At 59.0% G+C, this 18,031-nt stretch carries 20 protein-coding genes and 1 tRNA gene; 14 read left to right on the top strand and 7 right to left on the bottom strand.

The genetic code is table 11. The annotated features are described in order from the left end of the window. The first annotated feature begins 11 nt into the window (after positions 1-11). Positions 12-1,205 carry a CaiB/BaiF CoA transferase family protein gene (locus TRM7615_RS17190; RefSeq protein ID WP_108789763.1) on the top strand — a complete coding sequence of 398 codons (1,194 nt, stop codon included), beginning with the start codon at positions 12-14 and terminating at the stop codon, positions 1,203-1,205. Here the strand turns inward: TRM7615_RS17190 and TRM7615_RS17195 are convergent. After that, positions 1,189-1,503, bottom strand: coding sequence for a DUF1244 domain-containing protein (locus tag TRM7615_RS17195; protein WP_108789765.1), 315 nt, complete (start codon positions 1,501-1,503; stop codon positions 1,189-1,191). The two genes, TRM7615_RS17190 and TRM7615_RS17195, sit on opposite strands and share 17 nt — an antisense overlap. 78 nt (positions 1,504-1,581) lie before the next feature. On the opposite strand from TRM7615_RS17195, the gene TRM7615_RS17200 reads away from it, so the two are divergent. Further along, positions 1,582-2,073 (top strand): GNAT family N-acetyltransferase, encoded by a 492-nt coding sequence (locus TRM7615_RS17200; protein ID WP_108789767.1) that lies wholly within the window; start codon positions 1,582-1,584, stop codon positions 2,071-2,073. A gap of 61 nt (positions 2,074-2,134) precedes the next feature. Here TRM7615_RS17200 and TRM7615_RS17205 read toward each other — a convergent pair whose 3' ends face one another. Together TRM7615_RS17205 and TRM7615_RS17210 are read right to left on the bottom strand one after the other, a co-directional pair. Then, entirely contained in the window at positions 2,135-2,374 is a 240-nt protein-coding gene (locus TRM7615_RS17205) for a DUF6868 family protein (RefSeq protein WP_108789769.1), read from the bottom strand. A gap of 122 nt (positions 2,375-2,496) precedes the next feature. Continuing rightward, positions 2,497-3,234, bottom strand: coding sequence for an N-formylglutamate amidohydrolase (locus tag TRM7615_RS17210; protein ID WP_108789771.1), 738 nt, complete (start codon positions 3,232-3,234; stop codon positions 2,497-2,499). 114 nt (positions 3,235-3,348) lie between these two features. On the opposite strand from TRM7615_RS17210, the gene pyk reads away from it, so the two are divergent. The 4 genes from pyk to rplT all read left to right on the top strand — a co-directional run bounded on the left by pyk (position 3,349) and on the right by rplT (position 5,741). Next, positions 3,349-4,794: a pyruvate kinase gene (pyk, locus tag TRM7615_RS17215; protein ID WP_108789773.1), complete on the top strand. Its 1,446-nt coding sequence runs from the start codon at positions 3,349-3,351 to the stop codon at positions 4,792-4,794. A gap of 28 nt (positions 4,795-4,822) precedes the next feature. Further along, positions 4,823-5,047: a hypothetical protein gene (locus TRM7615_RS17220; RefSeq protein WP_108789775.1), complete on the top strand. Its 225-nt coding sequence runs from the start codon at positions 4,823-4,825 to the stop codon at positions 5,045-5,047. 112 nt (positions 5,048-5,159) lie between these two features. Then, positions 5,160-5,360 (top strand): 50S ribosomal protein L35, encoded by a 201-nt coding sequence (gene rpmI, locus TRM7615_RS17225; RefSeq protein WP_010443552.1) that lies wholly within the window; start codon positions 5,160-5,162, stop codon positions 5,358-5,360. Positions 5,361-5,375: 15 nt separating this feature from the next. Then, the gene (rplT, locus tag TRM7615_RS17230; RefSeq protein ID WP_085794223.1) at positions 5,376-5,741 is read left to right on the top strand and encodes a 50S ribosomal protein L20; all 366 of its coding nucleotides are present in this window, start codon (positions 5,376-5,378) and stop codon (positions 5,739-5,741) included. A 189-nt stretch (positions 5,742-5,930) separates the two neighbouring features. Here the strand turns inward: rplT and TRM7615_RS17235 are convergent, their stop codons facing one another. Next, positions 5,931-7,112 carry a YbfB/YjiJ family MFS transporter gene (locus tag TRM7615_RS17235; RefSeq protein WP_108789777.1) on the bottom strand — a complete coding sequence of 394 codons (1,182 nt, stop codon included), beginning with the start codon at positions 7,110-7,112 and terminating at the stop codon, positions 5,931-5,933. Positions 7,113-7,279: 167 nt separating this feature from the next. On the opposite strand from TRM7615_RS17235, the gene TRM7615_RS17240 reads away from it, so the two are divergent. The 4 genes from TRM7615_RS17240 (at position 7,280) to TRM7615_RS17255 (ending at position 10,824) form a co-directional block, all read left to right on the top strand. Then, positions 7,280-8,347, top strand: a complete 1,068-nt coding sequence (locus tag TRM7615_RS17240) for a Hint domain-containing protein (RefSeq protein WP_108790081.1) — start codon at positions 7,280-7,282, stop codon at positions 8,345-8,347. A gap of 66 nt (positions 8,348-8,413) precedes the next feature. After that, positions 8,414-9,487 carry a phenylalanine--tRNA ligase subunit alpha gene (pheS, locus tag TRM7615_RS17245; protein WP_108789779.1) on the top strand — a complete coding sequence of 358 codons (1,074 nt, stop codon included), beginning with the start codon at positions 8,414-8,416 and terminating at the stop codon, positions 9,485-9,487. Between the two features lie 21 nt (positions 9,488-9,508). Then, positions 9,509-9,784, top strand: a complete 276-nt coding sequence (locus TRM7615_RS17250; RefSeq protein WP_125133705.1) for a hypothetical protein — start codon at positions 9,509-9,511, stop codon at positions 9,782-9,784. 233 nt (positions 9,785-10,017) lie between these two features. Continuing rightward, positions 10,018-10,824: a CE1 family esterase gene (locus TRM7615_RS17255; RefSeq protein ID WP_108789783.1), complete on the top strand. Its 807-nt coding sequence runs from the start codon at positions 10,018-10,020 to the stop codon at positions 10,822-10,824. Here TRM7615_RS17255 and TRM7615_RS17260 read toward each other — a convergent pair. After that, complete coding sequence (locus TRM7615_RS17260) at positions 10,815-11,987, bottom strand: DUF2652 domain-containing protein (RefSeq protein WP_108789785.1); 1,173 nt, start codon at positions 11,985-11,987, stop codon at positions 10,815-10,817. The two genes, TRM7615_RS17255 and TRM7615_RS17260, sit on opposite strands and share 10 nt — an antisense overlap. Positions 11,988-12,178: 191 nt before the next feature. On the opposite strand from TRM7615_RS17260, the gene pheT reads away from it, so the two are divergent. Together pheT and TRM7615_RS17270 are read left to right on the top strand one after the other, a co-directional pair. Next, positions 12,179-14,575, top strand: a complete 2,397-nt coding sequence (gene pheT, locus TRM7615_RS17265) for a phenylalanine--tRNA ligase subunit beta (protein ID WP_108789787.1) — start codon at positions 12,179-12,181, stop codon at positions 14,573-14,575. Positions 14,576-14,649: 74 nt separating this feature from the next. Further along, entirely contained in the window at positions 14,650-15,096 is a 447-nt protein-coding gene (locus TRM7615_RS17270) for a YtoQ family protein (RefSeq protein ID WP_108789789.1), read from the top strand. Here TRM7615_RS17270 and TRM7615_RS17275 read toward each other — a convergent pair. Continuing rightward, the gene (locus tag TRM7615_RS17275; protein WP_108789791.1) at positions 15,093-15,791 is read right to left on the bottom strand and encodes a glutathione S-transferase N-terminal domain-containing protein; all 699 of its coding nucleotides are present in this window, start codon (positions 15,789-15,791) and stop codon (positions 15,093-15,095) included. The two genes, TRM7615_RS17270 and TRM7615_RS17275, sit on opposite strands and share 4 nt — an antisense overlap. Before the next feature lie 225 nt (positions 15,792-16,016). On the opposite strand from TRM7615_RS17275, the gene TRM7615_RS17280 reads away from it, so the two are divergent. Then, positions 16,017-16,823 (top strand): mechanosensitive ion channel family protein, encoded by an 807-nt coding sequence (locus TRM7615_RS17280; RefSeq protein ID WP_108790084.1) that lies wholly within the window; start codon positions 16,017-16,019, stop codon positions 16,821-16,823. Positions 16,824-16,906: 83 nt separating this feature from the next. Continuing rightward, a tRNA-Met gene (locus tag TRM7615_RS17285) sits at positions 16,907-16,983 on the top strand. Between the two features lie 209 nt (positions 16,984-17,192). Here TRM7615_RS17285 and TRM7615_RS17290 read toward each other — a convergent pair. Further along, positions 17,193-18,023, bottom strand: a complete 831-nt coding sequence (locus TRM7615_RS17290) for a LysR family transcriptional regulator (RefSeq protein ID WP_108789794.1) — start codon at positions 18,021-18,023, stop codon at positions 17,193-17,195. Between the last annotated feature and the right edge of the window lie 8 nt (positions 18,024-18,031).

Here is an 18,031-nt window from a genome sequence, read left to right on the forward strand (position 1 = left end):
GAGGATTTTTTATGCGACCGTTTGAAGGATTGCGGGTGCTGGATCTGACACATGTGTTTGCAGGTCCATTTTGTGCCTATCAGTTGAGCGTTCTTGGGGCCGAGGTCATCAAGATCGAACCTGTCGGTCAGCACGACATGACCCGCGCAGAAGGTGCAGATACTGCTCTGAACGCCCAAGGGATGGGCTTGTCGTTTCAGGCGCAGGGAGGCGGCAAACGGACGCTGGCACTGGATCTGAAGTCCGAGCAAGGTCGGGAAGTGTTCGACCGCTTGGTCGCAACGGCGGAAGTTCTGGTGCAGAACTACACATCCCACGCGGTTGAAGAGTTGGGGCTTGAGTATGACCGCCTGTCCGCGTTGAAACCCGATTTGATCTACTGTGCGATCAGCGGGTTTGGGGCCACTGGACCCAAGGCGGCGCATGCGGCTTATGACGTGGTGATCCAGGCCTTTACCGGCATCATGGCTGCCAATGGCCAAGCGGACGGTGACCCGGTACGCGTGGGCCCTGCGATGGTTGACTATGGCACAGGGGCGCAGGCGGCCATGGCGATCTCGGCGGCTTTGTTCGGGCGATCGCGGAATGGTTTGGGGCGGCGGATAGACGTGTCGATGGCGGATTGCGCGCTGATGCTGATGAACTCGCACACTGCGACAACCTTGGCGACGGGGCACGCGCCCAGGCCGCACGGCAATCAGGATCCGACGCTTGCGGGCTATGCAACTTATGACACTGCGGACGGGCAGGTGATGATCGGCGCGTTCACCAATACACAGATGGCCAACTTGATGCGCGTGATCGGACAGGATGCGCGGGCGGATGCCATCCAGGCGACGCCCCGGGCGCAGATCAGAGCGCGTCGAGAAGAGGATGCGGCGGTTTTGGCTGAAGCTCTTGCAACGCGCACGGCGGCTGAGTGGGAAGACAGGCTGAACGCGGCCCATGTGCCTGCCGCTCGGGTGCGTGGTTTGGCCGAGGCCTTGGAGGAGGAACAACTGGCGACCCGTCCGGTAATCCAGACCGCTGGAGACATGGCGCTTGCCGTTGCCGGTTTCGGCTTTGATCATGGCGGGCCGTCACTGGACCACGCACCACGCGCGCACGGGGCCGACAGCCGGTCGGTTCTGGCCGAGTTGGGGATCGGCCAGAGTGAATTTGATGCCTTGCAGGATCAGGGCGTGGTGTTCAGCCCTTCTTCGTGACGTTCTCTTCAAACGCGACCTCGAACGCGGCCTGTTTTTCGGGGCTGGCGTCGGTCTGATAGTTGGCTTTCCATTCGTCCATCGTCATGCCGTAAAAAATCTCGCGAGCTTGGCCTTTGTCCATCTCGATGCCCTTTTCGTTGGCTGCTTCCTGATACCAGCGCGACAGGCAGTTGCGGCAAAAACCGGTCAGGTTCATCATGTCGATGTTCTGGACGTCGGTGCGGTCTTCCATCAGGTGCTTTTGCAGGCGGCGAAAGGCAGCGGCCTGGAGTTCGATTTCTGTCTGCTGGTCCATGGGGTGGCTCCGAATGGCTAGGGTTTGACGTAGAGGTAGCAACCAACAGGGCGCGTTACAACGGGCGCGGAGTTGACGATGAGCTCGGTCCCCGCACATGGTGCCGCAGGCGGGGTTCACCCCGGATTTGAGCAGGCAGAAATTCCTATGACCATCACAACCAGATTTGCGACAGAGGCGGACCGCGCGGCATGGGAGCGCGTGTTTCTGGCCTATGCCACCTTTGGCAGGACCGAGCAGACGCCACAGATGCGTGCGCGTGTTTGGGGCTGGATCATGACGCCGACGGCGCAGACTCGCTGCATCGTTGCTGAAGCCGAGGCGGGCGAATTGGTCGGTTTCACGCATTTTCGATCCTACGAGCGACCGCTGCCTGCTACCATCGGTGCCTACATCGACGACATGTTTGTCGATCCAAGTTTGCAGGGTCAGGGTGTGGTTGATCTGATGATCAGGGCCGTCGGGGATTTTGCTGAAAGCCAGGGCTGGGACGTGGTGCGCTGGATGACCCGCGAGAAAAATTATCGCGCCCGCGCCATCTATGACCGGCATGCAGACAAGACCGATTGAGTGACATACAGCTTGAGGAAACAGGATTAGCGGAGCGCGCAACAGCGCGTTCCGCTTAAGATCAGGCCAGTTTCAGCGCAAAGTACGGGGCCACGGCAAAGACCAAGGTCAGTGTCTTGTACTTTGCAAGATAGGCGAAATACGCTTTGCGGACGTCGGCCTCTTCCATCTTGAACATCCGGGCGTGAACCCCGGTCACCCAATTCTGCATTGCCAACAGCATCACTGTGGTAAAAGCCAGAAAGCCTATGTTCAGAACGGTCATCCAACCAAAGACGGTGGTCAGGAATTCTACGGTCATGATACCCTCCTTTCAGGGATATCTGTTGTCCTCCTTGACCATTATATGGGGTGTGAGGCGTGACCTCACAAGAATGTGAGCGCGAAAACCCACACCTATTGACCCGGCGTCATGTTGCAAGGTCAGAGCTCGCTGTCCTCCAGCGCTGCAGTCAGGATCGGCGCCAGTCGCTCAGCCCATGCCCTCTGACCGGCGTGATCCGCGATCAGGTCATTTCGCAGCTCGATCAACACGTTCGGGCGGCCATGGGCGGTGCAATGCGTGTCGATGGCATCGCCGGGCAGAACGCCGGTGTAGGGCTCGTTTTCACCTACGGTCAGATCGCCCTCGGCCTTGAGCCGGTTGATCAGCGGTCGGGAAAAGCGCTCGTCCGGGGTGTAGAGGATGCCGATTTCCCACGGGCGGGGATCGCGGCCGCGTAGTTGGCGCGTGAACGAATGGACCGAGACGACGATCGCGTGGGGCAGGGCGGCCATGCGCGCCAGCTCGCGGTGGTAGGGGCGATAGCACATGTCTAGCCGCCGCTCCCTCTCGGCCACGTCTGCATGGCGATTTCCGGGGATGATCGAGCCATCGTAGAGCTTCATCAACAGCGTCGGGTCATCTTCGCCCCGGTTCGGGTCGATCACCAGGCGTGAGAAGTTCGAGGCCACCACCGGCGCATTCAGAATCTCGCCCAAATGGCGCGACACCTCATAGGCGCCGACGTCATAAGCGATGTGACGCTCCATATCCTCGCGCGGCAAACCCAGGTCTCCGCCGTTGATTTCAGGCGGGACAGTGTTGGTGGCGTGGTCGCAGGTGATCAGCCAGCGGGAGGGTTTGTTTTCGCCATGGGTGTAATAGGGGGTGTATGTCATGCGCCTGTCATCTCTTTTGTCGCAGGTGTAGGACAGTTGCCGCAGAAAGGGAATTGCGCGATAAGCGGTGCAAGACCGTTTGCGGTAACAATGTGCGGAACCAAAGGAGCAGCCATGCGACGCCTCAGAAATGTAAAAATCGTGGCGACGCTGGGACCGGCGTCAGAAAACTATGACATGATCCGGTCGCTGCACGAGGCGGGTGCCGACGTGTTTCGTTTGAACATGAGCCACGGCTCGCATGACGAAATCCGCGAAAAGCATCGGATCATCCGCCAGATTGAAAAGGATCTGGACAGCCCGATTGCCATTCTGGCCGACCTTCAGGGGCCGAAACTTCGGGTGGGGGTCTTTGCGGGCGACGCTGAAGAGCTGGTACCGGGCGCATCCTTCCGACTGGATTTGGACGAGACACCCGGCGATGCGACCCGCGTGTGTTTGCCACATCCCGAGATTTTCGAGGCGCTGGAACCGGGCGCGCATTTGCTGGTCAATGACGGCAAGATCCGGCTGAAGGTCGAGAGTTGCGGTGCGGATCATGCGAACTGCACCGTCGTGATTGGCGGGACGATTTCGAACCGTAAGGGTGTGAACGTGCCGGATGTGGTGCTGCCACTGGCGGCGCTGTCCGAAAAGGACCGCGCCGATCTGGAGTTTGTCTGTCAGTTGGGCGTCGATTGGCTGGCGCTTAGTTTTGTGCAGCGACCCAAGGACGTGTTCGAGGCGCGCGCGCTGGCTGATGGTCGTGCCGCCATCCTGTCCAAAATTGAAAAGCCGGCGGCGGTCGAGGCGTTTGATGACATCCTTGATGCCTCAGACGGGATCATGGTGGCGCGTGGCGATCTGGGTGTTGAACTGCCCGTGGCCGCGGTGCCGCCGATCCAAAAGCGTCTGGTGCGTAAATGCCGGGCAGCGGCCAAGCCGGTGATCGTGGCGACCCAGATGCTGGAAAGCATGATCGAAAGCCCGATGCCCACCCGCGCCGAGGTTTCAGATGTGGCCACCGCCATCTACGAGGGCACGGATGCCATCATGCTGAGTGCGGAATCTGCGGCGGGGGGCTATCCGGTCGAGGCGGTTCAGACCATGGACCGTGTCGCAACCGAGGTCGAGGCCGATCCGACCTATGTTCAGATCATTGCCGCCTCGCGCACTGCGCAGGGGACCACAGTGGCGGATGGCATCGTGGCGGCCGCGCGCGAGATCGCCGAAAAGACCGATATCAAGGCCATCTGTTGTTTCACCCAAAGCGGGACAACCGCGCTCAAGACGGCGCGGGAACGGCCCGGCGTGCCGATCATCGCGCTGACCTCGCTGCGGGGCACGGCGCGACGCTTGTGTCTGTCGTGGGGCTGCCATTGCGTGATGACGCCCGAGTTGGAGCGGTTCAAGGGCGCCGTGGTGAATGCGGCCCGAGCGGCACGCGCAGACGGTTTTGCAATCGAAACGGATCAGATCGTGGTCACGGCGGGTGTGCCGTTCAACGTTCCAGGCTCCACCAATATCCTGCGGGTGGCGCCGTGTGATGAACGGCTGATTTACAACACTGACCCGGGCTAATACGCTCTCTCCATATAGGGAGCGCGACATGGACACCGATCTGATACTTGTTTTTGGGCTCGTCTTTGCTGTCCTGTCGATACCATCGATGATCTCGGCCTATAGCGATGACAGATCCATGCGCCCTGCTGCGATCGTGATGTTGATGTCCCTGGGTGCAATGGCCTATGCCTTCGTCACGCACCCAGGCGGGTATACCTTCGATCAGATTCCTGAAGTTTTTTTCGGTGTTGTCGCGCGATTCCTGCCCTGACCCTCTTGCCTAAGTGATCCGACTTGCGTAAACGGCGCTTCTTACCGCGCGACCGGCTTATAGTGGCATGCCGAGTCGCGTCTGAACCGAACCCGAACTCAAGGAGACGGAAATGCCCAAGATGAAGACCAAGTCGAGCGCCAAGAAGCGCTTCAAGGTGACAGCAACCGGTAAGGTCCTGGCGGGCCAGGCCGGCAAGCGCCACGGCATGATCAAGCGGACCAAGAAATTCATCCGTGATGCCCGCGGCAACACCACACTTTCTGCCCCCGACGCCAAGATCGTCAAGGGCTACATGCCCTACGATCGCTAAGAGGAGATCTGAGATATGTCCCGCGTTAAAGGTGGAACCACGACTCACGCCCGTCACAAGAAGGTCATCAAGGCCGCCAAAGGTTACTATGGCCGCCGCAAGAACACCTTCAAGGTCGCAACTCAGGCCGTCGACAAGGCGAACCAGTATGCAACTCGCGACCGCAAACAGCGCAAGCGGAACTTCCGCGCGCTGTGGATCCAGCGCATCAACGCTGCCGTCCGTTCGCACGACGAGGCGTTGACATATTCGCGCTTCATCAACGGTCTGAACCTGGCCGGTATCGAAGTTGACCGTAAGGTCCTGGCCGACCTGGCCGTGCACGAGCCCGATGCATTCGGCGCCATCGTTGCCAAGGCACAGGCTGCTCTGGCCGCGTAAGACGGTAAACGAGCGACAGTGAAAAGAAGGGTCGATCCTTAGCGGGGTCGGCCCTTTTCCTTTGTCGGTATGGCTTGCATTCTACGGTGGCGCGCCGATCCGAAGGCGAGGCGCCCGGCTCAACGGGAGGAGGTGTCCCGTCAGGGACATCGACGACGGGCGGGAGCATTTGGCTCTTTTGGGCGCTGCTCAAGTCCGATCAAGCGGTCTTTGGGTCAGGGCTAGCACAGCCCCGATCATCAACAAGACAGACGCCGTCAACAGGCTGTCGCCGATGTCGCCCGTCCGATCCCCGATTAACCCGGCGCCAATGGGACCAACTGTTTGGGATACGGCAAAGACCACTGTGAACATGCTGATCGTCGCTCCCCAGCTGTCTTGCGGCATGTTCTGGCGCGTGAAGTTTGTGATCGCGCCAGGTGCCATGAATACCGACAGACCAAAGATTACAGCCGACACCATCAGCCCCTCAGCAGACGGAACAAAAATTGGTAAGGCTGACCCGATCGCAATTCCGGTCAGGATCATGGCCAAGGGAACGCCATTGGCAAAGCGCGCGAACACCGACCGCCAGGCAAAGGGCGAAAGGGTGATGCACACTCCCAACAGGACCCAGGTGCCAGCGATCAAATTGGCGCTGTAATCGCGTTCCTGCATCCACAGGGCCAGAAACGTCAGGTAAACGATGTAGCCCAGGCCAAAGCCGGCGTAGCCGCAGATCTCCCCAACCATCTTGCGCATCGGCACCGGTTGGCGGCTCGGTGGTGGCGCCGAGGGGACCCGCATTGCTTCGCCCGCCCAAATGCTCAAGGGGCAAATGGCAAAGCTCACCAAGCCGATCCCGATCCAGCTCCAGGGCCAGGCCTCGGGCCCCAGCCAATCCAACATCATGGGCAAGGCGGCACCGCACAGGACGATGCCAAGACCTCCGCCGCCGCCAAAATAGAAAGCAATCGATAGGGCATTGCGTTTGGGATCATCCTGAAAAAGGGCGGCCGCAAGGGCGCCCCCGGCCACAAAAGATCCGGCACCAAACACGCCCGCCAGAATGCGCCAAACACTCTGGGCTAGCAAAGAAGCATCCAAGCCGGTTGCAAACAGGCATATGGCGGTCAGGACAACGCCCGCACTGAACAGGCGAGATGCCCCGACGCGGCGGATCAACGCCATGGTGAATAGCGACCCCAGAACATAGCCCAAGGCGTTGGCAGTGTTGAGCCACCCTGCTTCTGCATATGTCCAATTCTGTGTGGACTTCATCGCCGGCAAAATCAGCCCATAGGCAAAGCGGGCAAAACCATTGGTGACACATACACCCAAGGCCAGCCCCAACAGGACCAACCAGGGTTTGGGCGGGGTCGCGTTTTGCATGTCGACAGGTCTCTCCTCACATCCAAACGCTCGGGCAGGAAGGGGGCAGACGCAAGCGAAACGCTACGCAACACTGCAAATTTGATGTGGAGTTCCAAATTAAACCCTATTTTTGCCAGTTTGCACAGGCATATACAGACGCAGAAACAAACGTTTGGTGTACCGCCGTGGCTCGTATCAGTGAACTTCATTACTCCAACGCCTATGCGCGCGCCTCGGGCGTGTCCGAGTTTCTTGAGGTCTCGCTAAGCCCCAGCGAAAATCCGGCCGACTTCACCGTGTCCTTCTATCAGGCCAACGGCACTGTCGGAGTCGAGGTGCGACTGGACGATCCCGGGGTTCAGGTGTCCGTCGATCCAGACAATGGTGAGGTCGTCTATGTGATCTCGGCGGATTTCTTCAACATCCTTCTGACGGATCCGGATGGCGGTGGCTCGAATAACTACGAGGCCTATGCGCTCACCAATACCACCACCAACGACGTGATCGACTTCTATGATATCGGCGGCGGCACGCAGAACATCACTGCAATCGGCGGCGCGGCAGATGGTGCCACGTCCGACAACCTGCCGGTTTTGGTGGGTCCGAATTCGACAACCACGACATTGCAGTTCAACCAGCCCAATCCCGATGTCCTGACCTATGGCACCGTCAACCCCGGCGATTCCGGGCTGGCGTGTTTTGTGGCCGGAACCCTGATCGACACGGCCAGTGGTGAACGCCCTGTCGAGATGATCAAGCCCGGTGATCTCGTGATGACACGCGACGATGGCCTGCAACCGGTTCGCTGGGTCGGGTCAAAAACGGTGCGGGGGCATGGACGGTATTCGCCGGTTCGAATTACCGCAGGCACATATGGGGCGCATCGCGATGTCCTGATCTCGCCCCAGCATCGCATTCTAGTATCGGGCTGGCAGGTCGAACTTTTGTTCGGAGAGGACGAGGTGCTTGTGCCTGCGAAATCGCTGATCGACGGGCAGGGTGTCAGCTGGGCGCCGCTGGATATCGTTCGCTACGTGCACCTCTTCTTTGATGCGCATCAGATCGTCTCGACCGGTGGTCTGGACAGCGAGAGTTTTTATCCGGGGCAACTGGCTCTTGGCGCGCTCGAGAGTGAGACGGCGCAGGAGCTTTTTGCGCTGTTCCCCGAGCTGCGAGACACGCCCGAGGTTTATGGCGCGCCCGCCCGCGCGATCCAAAGCGGCCCGCAGGCCACATTGTTGCGCCGCGCTTAATCGCCCGCCCTTGCTTTCAGCGGCTGCTGTGATAGCAGGGCTGCAACATGTGATCAGGGGACCGTCATGGACGATCTTAAGGCAAAATATCTGGGTCAGATCGCCGATGCAGGCGACGAAGCGGCGCTTGAGGCGATCCGCGTGGCCGCCGTGGGCAAAAAGGGCGAAGTGGCGCTGAAGATGCGCGAATTGGGCAAGATGACGCCCGAGGAACGCCAGGTGGCAGGCCCCGCGCTCAACGCGCTCAAGGATGAGATCAACTCGGCACTCTCCGCGAAGAAGGCCGGTCTTGCCGATGCCGCTCTGGACGAGCGTCTGCGCACAGAATGGCTGGACGTGACCCTACCCGTGCGCCCAAGTCGTCAGGGCAGCCTGCACCCGATCAGCCAGGCCAGCGAAGAGCTGACCGCGATCTTTGCCGAGATGGGTTTTGCCGTGGCCGAAGGCCCCCGGATCGAAACCGATTGGTACAATTTTGATGCGTTGAACATCCCCGGCCACCACCCCGCGCGGGCCGAGATGGACACGTTCTATATGCACCGCGATCAGGGCGACAACCGCCCGCCGCATGTGCTGCGCACGCATACCTCGCCGGTGCAGATCCGTTCGATGGAGAAAACCGGCGCGCCGATCCGCGTGATCTGTCCCGGTGGTGTCTACCGCGCCGACTATGATCAGACGCACACGCCGATGTTCCACCAGGTCGAAGGTCTTGCCATCGACAAGGACATCTCGATGGCGAACCTGAAATGGGTGCTCGAGGAATTCGTGAAGGCGTTCTTCGAGGTTGATGGCGTCGACCTGCGCTTCCGCGCCTCGCATTTCCCGTTCACCGAGCCGTCGGCCGAGGTCGACATCCGCTGCTCTTGGGAGGGCGGGACGCTCAAGATTGGCGAAGGCGACGACTGGCTGGAGATTTTGGGCTCGGGCATGGTCCACCCCAAGGTGATCGCGGCCGGTGGTATTGATCCTGACGAATATCAGGGCTTTGCCTTTGGCATGGGGATCGACCGGATCGCGATGCTGAAATACGGCATCCCCGACCTGCGCGCCTTCTTTGAAAGCGACCTGCGCTGGCTGCGCCACTATGGGTTTGCCGCGCTGGACATGCCGAACCTGCATGGTGGTTTGAGCCGCTAGATGTACAGTGTCAGCTATTACATGGCTGTCATTTACAATTGGATGTTGCGGCACGCCGAGGCGACGCCACGCTGGAAAGGCCGCGTCATCATTGGCGTGGCCTTTGTTCTTTCTGTGGTCGTTTTGTTCTTCACGCCGGTTTGGGTGTTCCTGGCCTATTCCGTTTTCGTATGGGGTCCTGTTTCCGTTTTCGCGCACGCGTTCGATTCGGTTTGGAAAAAACGAGATCAAATTGCGCGGCATCGAAGCGAAAGTGTCTACCGAACCAAAAAATTACTGAAAAGCTTCAGAAAGTAGATCTTTGTGCGGCGCGGAATCAAGGCCGTAGGCCGCCGCGCCATCGCCAGACCGCTCGCCAAGGCTGGCGACTTGGATGCGTCGCATTTTCAATCAGAGCACAGACGGATTTTTGCGGGGATAAAGTGCCCCGCACCCCGGTGACATCGCCATCCCGCGGTCTACCGATGGCGCGGCTTTCTCCCCACAGAGATGTGACGTGACATGGTCCGCAGGGCGGGTAGGGTCGAGCCATGATCAGAACTGCGCTTGCCTGTCTTATTCTTTCTGCAACTTCTGCTTTTGCCATGGGGCCGTGGAAATCCGACTGCCATGGGCAGACCGCCTGCGATCTGGGCGATCGCTCGTATCATGTGCTGGAGCCTGATGGTTGGGATGGCGAGACGCCCCTGCCGGTGCTGATGCATTTCCACGGTTGGTCGCGGCAGGGCGATCTGGTGGTGCGGCATCAGCGGATTGCAGGGCACACGAAATTGCGCGGCGTCTTGCTGGTGGCTCCGAACGGGCGGCACAAAAGCTGGGATTTTTGGACCTCGGACACCGATGACGTGGGCTTTGGTGATGATGTGCTGGCGGATGTGGCAAAACACTATCCGATCGACTCGGAGCGTATCTATGTCTCGGGCTATTCTTATGGTGGGGCGATGGCCTGGCGCTATGCCTGTCAGTCGGTAACGCCAATTGCGGCGCTCATGGGCATCGCCGGCACCATCCGGCAGACCGAGTATTGCCCCACCGCCCCGGCCGAGGTGCGCCATGTGCATGGGCTACGCGATACGGTGATGGGTTTTCCCTTTGGCCTGGGTGGTGACACGACGCATCCCGTTGCCTTGTGGCGGGCGCAATACGACTGCGGAGATGCCACGCCCAAGGGGGATTGGAGCGTTGAGCCGTTCCTGACGCTGAGCCGTGTGGAGTGGACCAGTTGCCAGCAGGGCAAGGTTACTCTGGACACCCACCCGGGCGGGCATTTCATCCCGCACGGTTGGGTCGGACGCCAGTTGGACGAGTTGTTGGGGCGTGCGCCGACTTATCCTTGAGCGCCGATCAATTCGCCGACATCTTTTGGCCTGTCAGGCGCAAGTGATGCGTCTTCGGCCAGCCAATTGGCGCAGATTTCTTTCAGGCGATTGATCCGGTTTTCTTTGTCTGGGACGATGATCGACTTGAGCTTTTTCTTGACCATGCCGGTCATAAGCCGCCCCATCAGGTTGCCGCCTTTGGGCGTTGCAAACCGGATCTTGATCATCGTGCCATCACCAACAGACACCAGCTCGTTGGTCTCATACATCGTCAGGCCCATCGGCAGGTTGTAGCGGCCAGTAACGTATTCTCCGGGCCGCCAATCAATGATCTCGAACGGGAAAATGTCGTCGCCGTGGTGGCAATGGTACATTGTGCCGGGTTCAACCTTGCCCTTGTTCGCCCCCAGCAGGTCCACCGCGTCTGCGCCCAGCCATTTGGCGCGCATGTCGGGACGGGTACAGGCGGTGAAAGCGGCCGCGGGAGATACCGTTACCGGGATGGCCCATTCTTCCATCAGCAACTCTTCTTCAGGTTTGACGAACACTTGTTCCGATCCGCGTCTACGCTCCCACGCCTGTTTCAGATCGCGGACCACATACTCGAGCTCTCCGATGTGCTCGATGTCCTCGGTATAGAACTCGTCTTGGGAAAACAGCTCTTTCATGTCCATCTTGCGCAGCGCGTCGCATGAGACGAGCATGTACGCATCCATGCCAGTTCGCTCTTTGACGGTATTCTTGAGCAGGCGAAAGGCGGTGATGACATCCGTCCCGGCCAGCTCTTGCCGCCCACCGGTTTCCTGCACGACACATTCGCCGTAATGCACCACGATTTTGAGTTCCAGTCCATCAACGTTGGCACAGGCGCCGCATCCGCATGAGGTGTTGATCTGCATCTTTTCCTTGCTGCGGGCAAAGGCGCAGTAAATCTGTTCGGCAAAGTCGATGATGAACTGTTTGGTCATCACATCGCTTTCAAACGCAAAGGCAAAAACCGCGTCGCCTTGCAGACCGGAAATGGTCAGCGGAGACCGGATAGCTGGGACCAAGGCACCGAACAATTGCTCAAGGATTCCCTTGGCGTGCGTGATTTCAGTCTCGGACATGAATTTTGTGTACCCGGATATGTCTGCGATCACGAAGAACGCAGACTGTGGCCCGGTTTTTTCAGATGTCATATTGATGCTCCCCCAAGATCAATATGCTAAGCGTACACATAATCTTGCGAAGGGGCCAAAAAAAATCTGATTTGTGCATTCGGCCAACGGATTCAGGCAAAATGACATCGTGGGCCCTTGTACCCTTTCCCCACCGGGGCTGATCCGATAAAGCCTGCTGTAACTTTCTGATCAATCGCGGACGAGACGCAATGAAATTCACCCTTTCCTGGTTGAAGGACCACCTCGACACCGACGCCTCGGTGGACGAGATAGCCGAGGCCCTGACCGATCTGGGTCTTGAGGTCGAAGAGATCGTGAACCCGGCTGACCGGCTCAAGGGGTTTACCCTGGGCTATGTGAAGCACGCCGAAAAGCACCCCGATGCGGACAAGCTGCGGGTGTGTAAGGTCGACACCGACGAGGGCGAGATGCAGATCATCTGTGGCGCGCCCAATGCCCGCGAAGGTATCACCGTGGTGGTCTGCAAGCCCGGGATGTACATTCCCGGCCTCGACATTACCATCGGCGTCGGCAAGATCCGCGGCGTCGAAAGTTTTGGTATGATGGCGTCCGAGCGCGAGCTGGAGCTGTCGGATGAGCATGACGGCATCATCGAACTGCCGTCTGGCGAGGTTGGCGACAGCTTTGTCGATTGGCTGGCCGAGAACGCGCCTGCCAAGGTTGATCCCATGATCGAGATCGCGATCACGCCGAACCGCCCCGATGCGCTTGGTGTCTACGGAATCGCTCGTGATCTGGCTGCACGTGGCTTGGGGACACTCAAAACCCGTGAAATCCCACCGGTGGAAGGAGAGTTCCTGAACCCGATCAACGTGACCATCGACGAAGACACACGCGAGGCTTGCCCCGTGTTCTATGGTCGCTTGATCCGCGACGTGAAAAATGGACCGTCGCCGCAATGGCTGCAGGACAGGCTGACCGCGATTGGTCTGCGGCCGATTTCGGCTCTTGTCGATATCACCAACTTCTTCACGTTTGACCGCAATCGTCCCTTGCACGTGTTCGATGCGGACAAGGTGCAGGGTAGCCTGCGCGTGCACCGGTCGAAGGCGGGCGAGACACTCGTGGGACTGGACGAGAAGGAATACACATTCGGCGACGACATGACCGTGATCTCGGACGATAGCGGGATTGAGAGCATTGCCGGTGTCATGGGGGGGCTGCACACTGGCTGTACTCTCGAGACGACCAACGTTTATGTCGAGGCTGCGTTTTTTGACACCGTGCGCACCGCGCTGACGGGCCGCGCGCTCAAGATCAACTCGGATGCGCGCTATCGCAACGAACGGGGCATTGACCCCGACTGGAGCAAGGACGGGATCGAAGCGGCGACCCAGATGATCCTGGATTTGTGTGGCGGCGAGCCGTCCAATGTGATCATGGCGGGCGCGCAACCCGACCACAGCCGGGCTTACAAGCTTGACCCAGAACGGGTGAAATCGTTGGTGGGCATGGACATCCCAGAGAGTGAACAGCGCCAGACCCTGACGCGTCTAGGCTTCAAGCTGGAAGGGAACATGGCCTATGTTCCGTCCTGGCGCCCGGATGTGCAAGGCGAGGCTGATCTGGTCGAGGAAGTGGCCCGTATCGCGTCGCTCACCAAGCTCGAAGGCAAGCCATTGCCGCGCGTGACTGAAGGTGTCCCCAAGGCGGTGATGACCCCGCAGCAGCGCCGTCAGCAGATGGCGCGCCGGACCTGTGCTGCGCTAGGCTACAACGAATGCGTCACCTACTCGTTCATTGATCAGGCTTCGGCGGCGCTGTTTGGCGGCGGCGATGATGCGACGATGCTGGCCAACCCGATCAGTTCGGACATGTCGCACATGCGTCCCGCTCTGTTGCCCGGTCTGCTGCAGGCAGCGGCCCGCAACCAGGCACGCGGGTACATGGATCTGGCTCTGTTCGAGGTTGGCCCGGCCTTCCATGGCGGTGAGCCAGGCGAGCAGCACAACCTGATCTCGGGCCTGTTGGTGGGGCGAACCGGTCCCAAGGATGTGCATGGTGCATCGCGTGCGGTGGATGTTTATGACGCCAAAGCTGATGTCGAGGCTGTATTGGCGGCCATCGGCGCGCCTGCAAAGGTTCAGATCCTGCGCGGCGCGCAGGATTGGTGGCACCCGGGTCGTCATGGCAAGATCTGCCTCGGTCCGAAAAAGGTTCTGGGTGTCTTTGGCGAACTGCACCCCCGTGTGCTGCAAGCGATGGACATCAAAGGCTCGGCCGTGGCCTTTACCATCTGGCCCGACGAGGTGCCGATGCCACGCAAATCAGGGGCAAGCCGTGGTGCGCTGGAGTTGCGCGACCTGCAAGCGGTCGAGCGTGACTTTGCCTTTGTGGTCGATGAGGACGTCGAGGCTCTGACCCTGGTGAACGCCGCAAGCGGTGCCGACAAAGCGATGATCGAAGAGGTTCGTGTCTTTGATGAGTTCATTGGTGGCTCGGTGGGTGAGGGCAAGAAATCCCTGGCCATCACCGTGCGTTTGCAACCGACCGAAAAGACGCTGAAGGAAAAGGACATCGAGGCAATCAGTGATAAGATCGTTGCCAAGGTGACCAAAGCCACAGGCGGCGCATTGCGCGGCTGACGTCGCGCAGGCTCCGTATTCGAAACAAGAAGAAGGGGCCGGTTGTGCCCCTTTTTTGATGGAGGGAGAAAAAGATGATGAAAGTGTATCTATCCGGTGAAATTCACACCGATTGGCGCGAACAGATCACCCAAGGGGCCGAAGGTCTGGATGTGACGTTCAGCAGCCCGGTCACCGATCACGGTGCGAGTGACGACTGCGGTGTGGCGATCTTGGGGGCTGAACCAAACAAGTATTGGCATGACCACAAGGGCGCGATGGTCAATGCGATCCGTACCCGCAAGGGGATCGAGGACGCTGATGTTGTCGTGGTGCGTTTTGGCGACAAGTACAAGCAGTGGAACGCTGCCTTTGACGCGGGCTATGCCGCAGCACTTGGCAAGTCGATCATCGTGCTGAACCCGCCCGAGCATCAGCACGCGCTGAAAGAAGTGCATGCTGCGGCCCTGGCCGTCGCCGAAGAGCCGCAGCAAGTTGTTGAAATCCTGCGCTATGTGCTGACAGGCACTTTGCCGGGTTAATCCCGGGCAGGAATATTCATGCCACGCTGCACGGCGGGGCGGTCGCGGAAGCGGTCCAGGTAGGCCAGAACGTTCTTTCGGCTGTCCAACTCGACGATCTCTGTCGCACCGTAGAAGTTCAGCCCATTCAGCCAGGGCGCAATGGCCATGTCGGCGATGGAATAGTCGCCGGCAATCCAATCACGGCCCTCAAGCTGACCGTCGATTACGCCCAGCAGGCGTTTGGCTTCGTTGATGTAGCGTTCGCGCGGGCGGGGATCTTCGATTTCGGCGCCTGCGAACTTGTAGAAGAATCCAAGCTGGCCCAGCATCGGGCCCACGCCACCCATCTGGAACATCAGCCATTGGGTGATGTGATGCTTGTCACTGGCGGTTTGGCCGATGAACTTGCCGGTCTTCTCAGCCAGATACAGCAGGATGGCACCGCTTTCGAACAATCCGATCGGTTCGCCATCAGGCCCGTTGGGGTCGATGATGGCTGGGATCTTGTTGTTGGGGTTCAGCGATAGGAATTCAGGGCTTTTGACATCGGCATCAGCCAACGTGACTTTATGGGCTTCATACTCCAACCCCGTCTCTTCGAGCATAATCGAGGGTTTGACCCCATTGGGGGTCGGGAAGGAATAGAGCTGTAGTATTTCGGGGTTCTGTGCGGGCCATTTCCGGGTGATGGGGAAAGCGGACAGGTCAGTCATGTGGATCTCCGGGTTTTGGTTGCGACCAACTTATGTGCTCTGATCGGCAAAAACAGGGGGCAAGCTGTGCGCCTTCCATGGGGTGGCTGTTCACATGTGAACAGTATGGGGAACTTGGCTGGATCAAAAACCTAGACGTAACAGGCCTTTTTCTTGAATGATCGCGTTCAACCTGTGCGGGACAGATCTCAGCGCGGGATAATGTGTCATGAAAAGGAGACGCACGTGGAAGAGGTCCTCTCTCAAACCGAAGCCTACGGGCCGGTGGTCTTGAATGCGATCAAAGCCCTGATCGTTCTGATTGTCGGCTGGATCGCCGCCGGCATGATCGCCGGCATGGTGCGGCGACGTATCAACAAGACCCCTCAGATCGACCCGACGCTGGGAAACTTTGTGGCCAGCATGGTGAAATGGGTCATCCTGGCGATTGTCCTGGTGGCCGTTCTGGGAATCTTTGGAATTCAGGCAACCAGTATCGTTGCCATATTGGGCGCAGCCTCGTTGGCCATTGGCCTGGCGTTGCAGGGAACACTCAGCGACTTGGCGGCTGGCGTGATGCTGGTGGTGTTCCGTCCTTACAAACTGGGTCAGTACGTCGATATTGGCGGGACGGCTGGCACCGTGAAGGATCTCAACCTGTTCGTGACCGAACTTGTGACGCCCGACAACGTTCAGATCATCGTGCCCAATGGTCAGGCCTGGGGTTCGATCATCACCAACTATTCCGCCCATGATACCCGTCGCGTCGATCTGGTGTTCGGAATTGATTATGGCGACAGCGCCGACACGGCGATGCAGATCATCGAAGAGGTGGCCACGGCCGACGAGCGCGTTTTGTCCGATCCCGCACCGTGGGTGCGGGTGACCAACCTGGGCGACAGCTCGGTCGATCTGACGGCGCGAATCTGGTGTAATGCGGCCGACTACTGGGAGCTGAAATTCCAGGTCACCAAGGCGGTGAAAGAGGCGTTTGACGCCAAGGGTATTTCGATCCCATACCCGCATGCGGTCGAGATTCAGAAAAAGGGCTGAGGCCCGAATTTTTTTGGGCCGGATCGTCAGGAATCCGTTTGACACCGGCCCAAGCCTTGGGTACTGCACGCCCCACTGGTTACGGCGTGATAGCTCAGTTGGTTAGAGCACAGCACTCATAATGCTGGGGTCGGCGGTTCAAGTCCGCCTCACGCTACCATTCTCCTCATAAACTCCCTGGTGACTGTTGATGGCTGCGCGCACGTCGCATCGCTGTTTTAGACACATACATGGTCCGTGCGTCGCCCCAGTGTGTCGGAGGTTGATTGAAGCGATTCAAAACGTGCCCCATCCAGCCCACTACAAAACCAGTACTTGGTTGAGAGCAGGCAGGAGAGAGTGTGTGCGTGATGCAAAGCTCGACCTGTTTCAAGAGTGCGCCTGGCCGTAGCGGTCCTTGCATACATCTTTCAGCAATTTCAGGAATGTATCTCTGTTTTCGTGAGGGCGGCTAACCTGCGGCAAGAAATATGCGAGTTCAATGCTGGCACCCAGAGACCAAGGGATCAACGCAATCTCATCCGAAATTTCAGGGGGAAGGGCGGACGGATCAGCAAACGTGAAACCCATGCCATTGCGTACGAAACGATGAGCGACTTCCGAGCTGGAAACCTCGTGGGACAGGTTCAATGTTGCCCCGGCTGCGGCAAGAGCGCGATCCACCGTCGTACGGACGATCGTGTGTTCCTCCAAGGCGATATAGCGTTCTTTAGAGAGGTCACTGGGGCTAAGGACATCACGCTGTGCCAGCGGGTGGTTTTGGGGGAGCATCACCTTCAAAGGGGCACGGGTCAGAAAGTGTGTTTGCAAACCTTCGACCGGGACCGGCAAAGTGGACACACCGACATCAAATTGCCCGTGGCGTAGTCGGCGGCTGAACTCCCGTCGGGGGCAGACCACGACCTTGTACCTTTGATTTCGGGTTTCAGCGTCCAACAAAGCCAACGTGGGGATCACCAAGCCAAGGTCAATGCGAGGCAGACACAGGATACGCAATGGCGCCACGGATTCCGCGCGGTTTTGCGCAAAAATTTCGGGGATTCCGTCGATGGCGCTGACGATGCGGATGGCTTCTGGCAAAAAGACTTCTGCCTCGCGCGTGGGGCGCAAACGTTTGCGCGTGCGGTGAAACAAGGTTTCGCCAATTTCCTCTTCCAACAGTCGAATAAGGCGACTTGCTGCCGGTTGGCTGACATTCAGAGCTTGAG

The organism is Falsiruegeria mediterranea M17, assembly GCF_900302455.1.
Taxonomy (GTDB): Bacteria; Pseudomonadota; Alphaproteobacteria; order Rhodobacterales; family Rhodobacteraceae; genus Falsiruegeria; species Falsiruegeria mediterranea.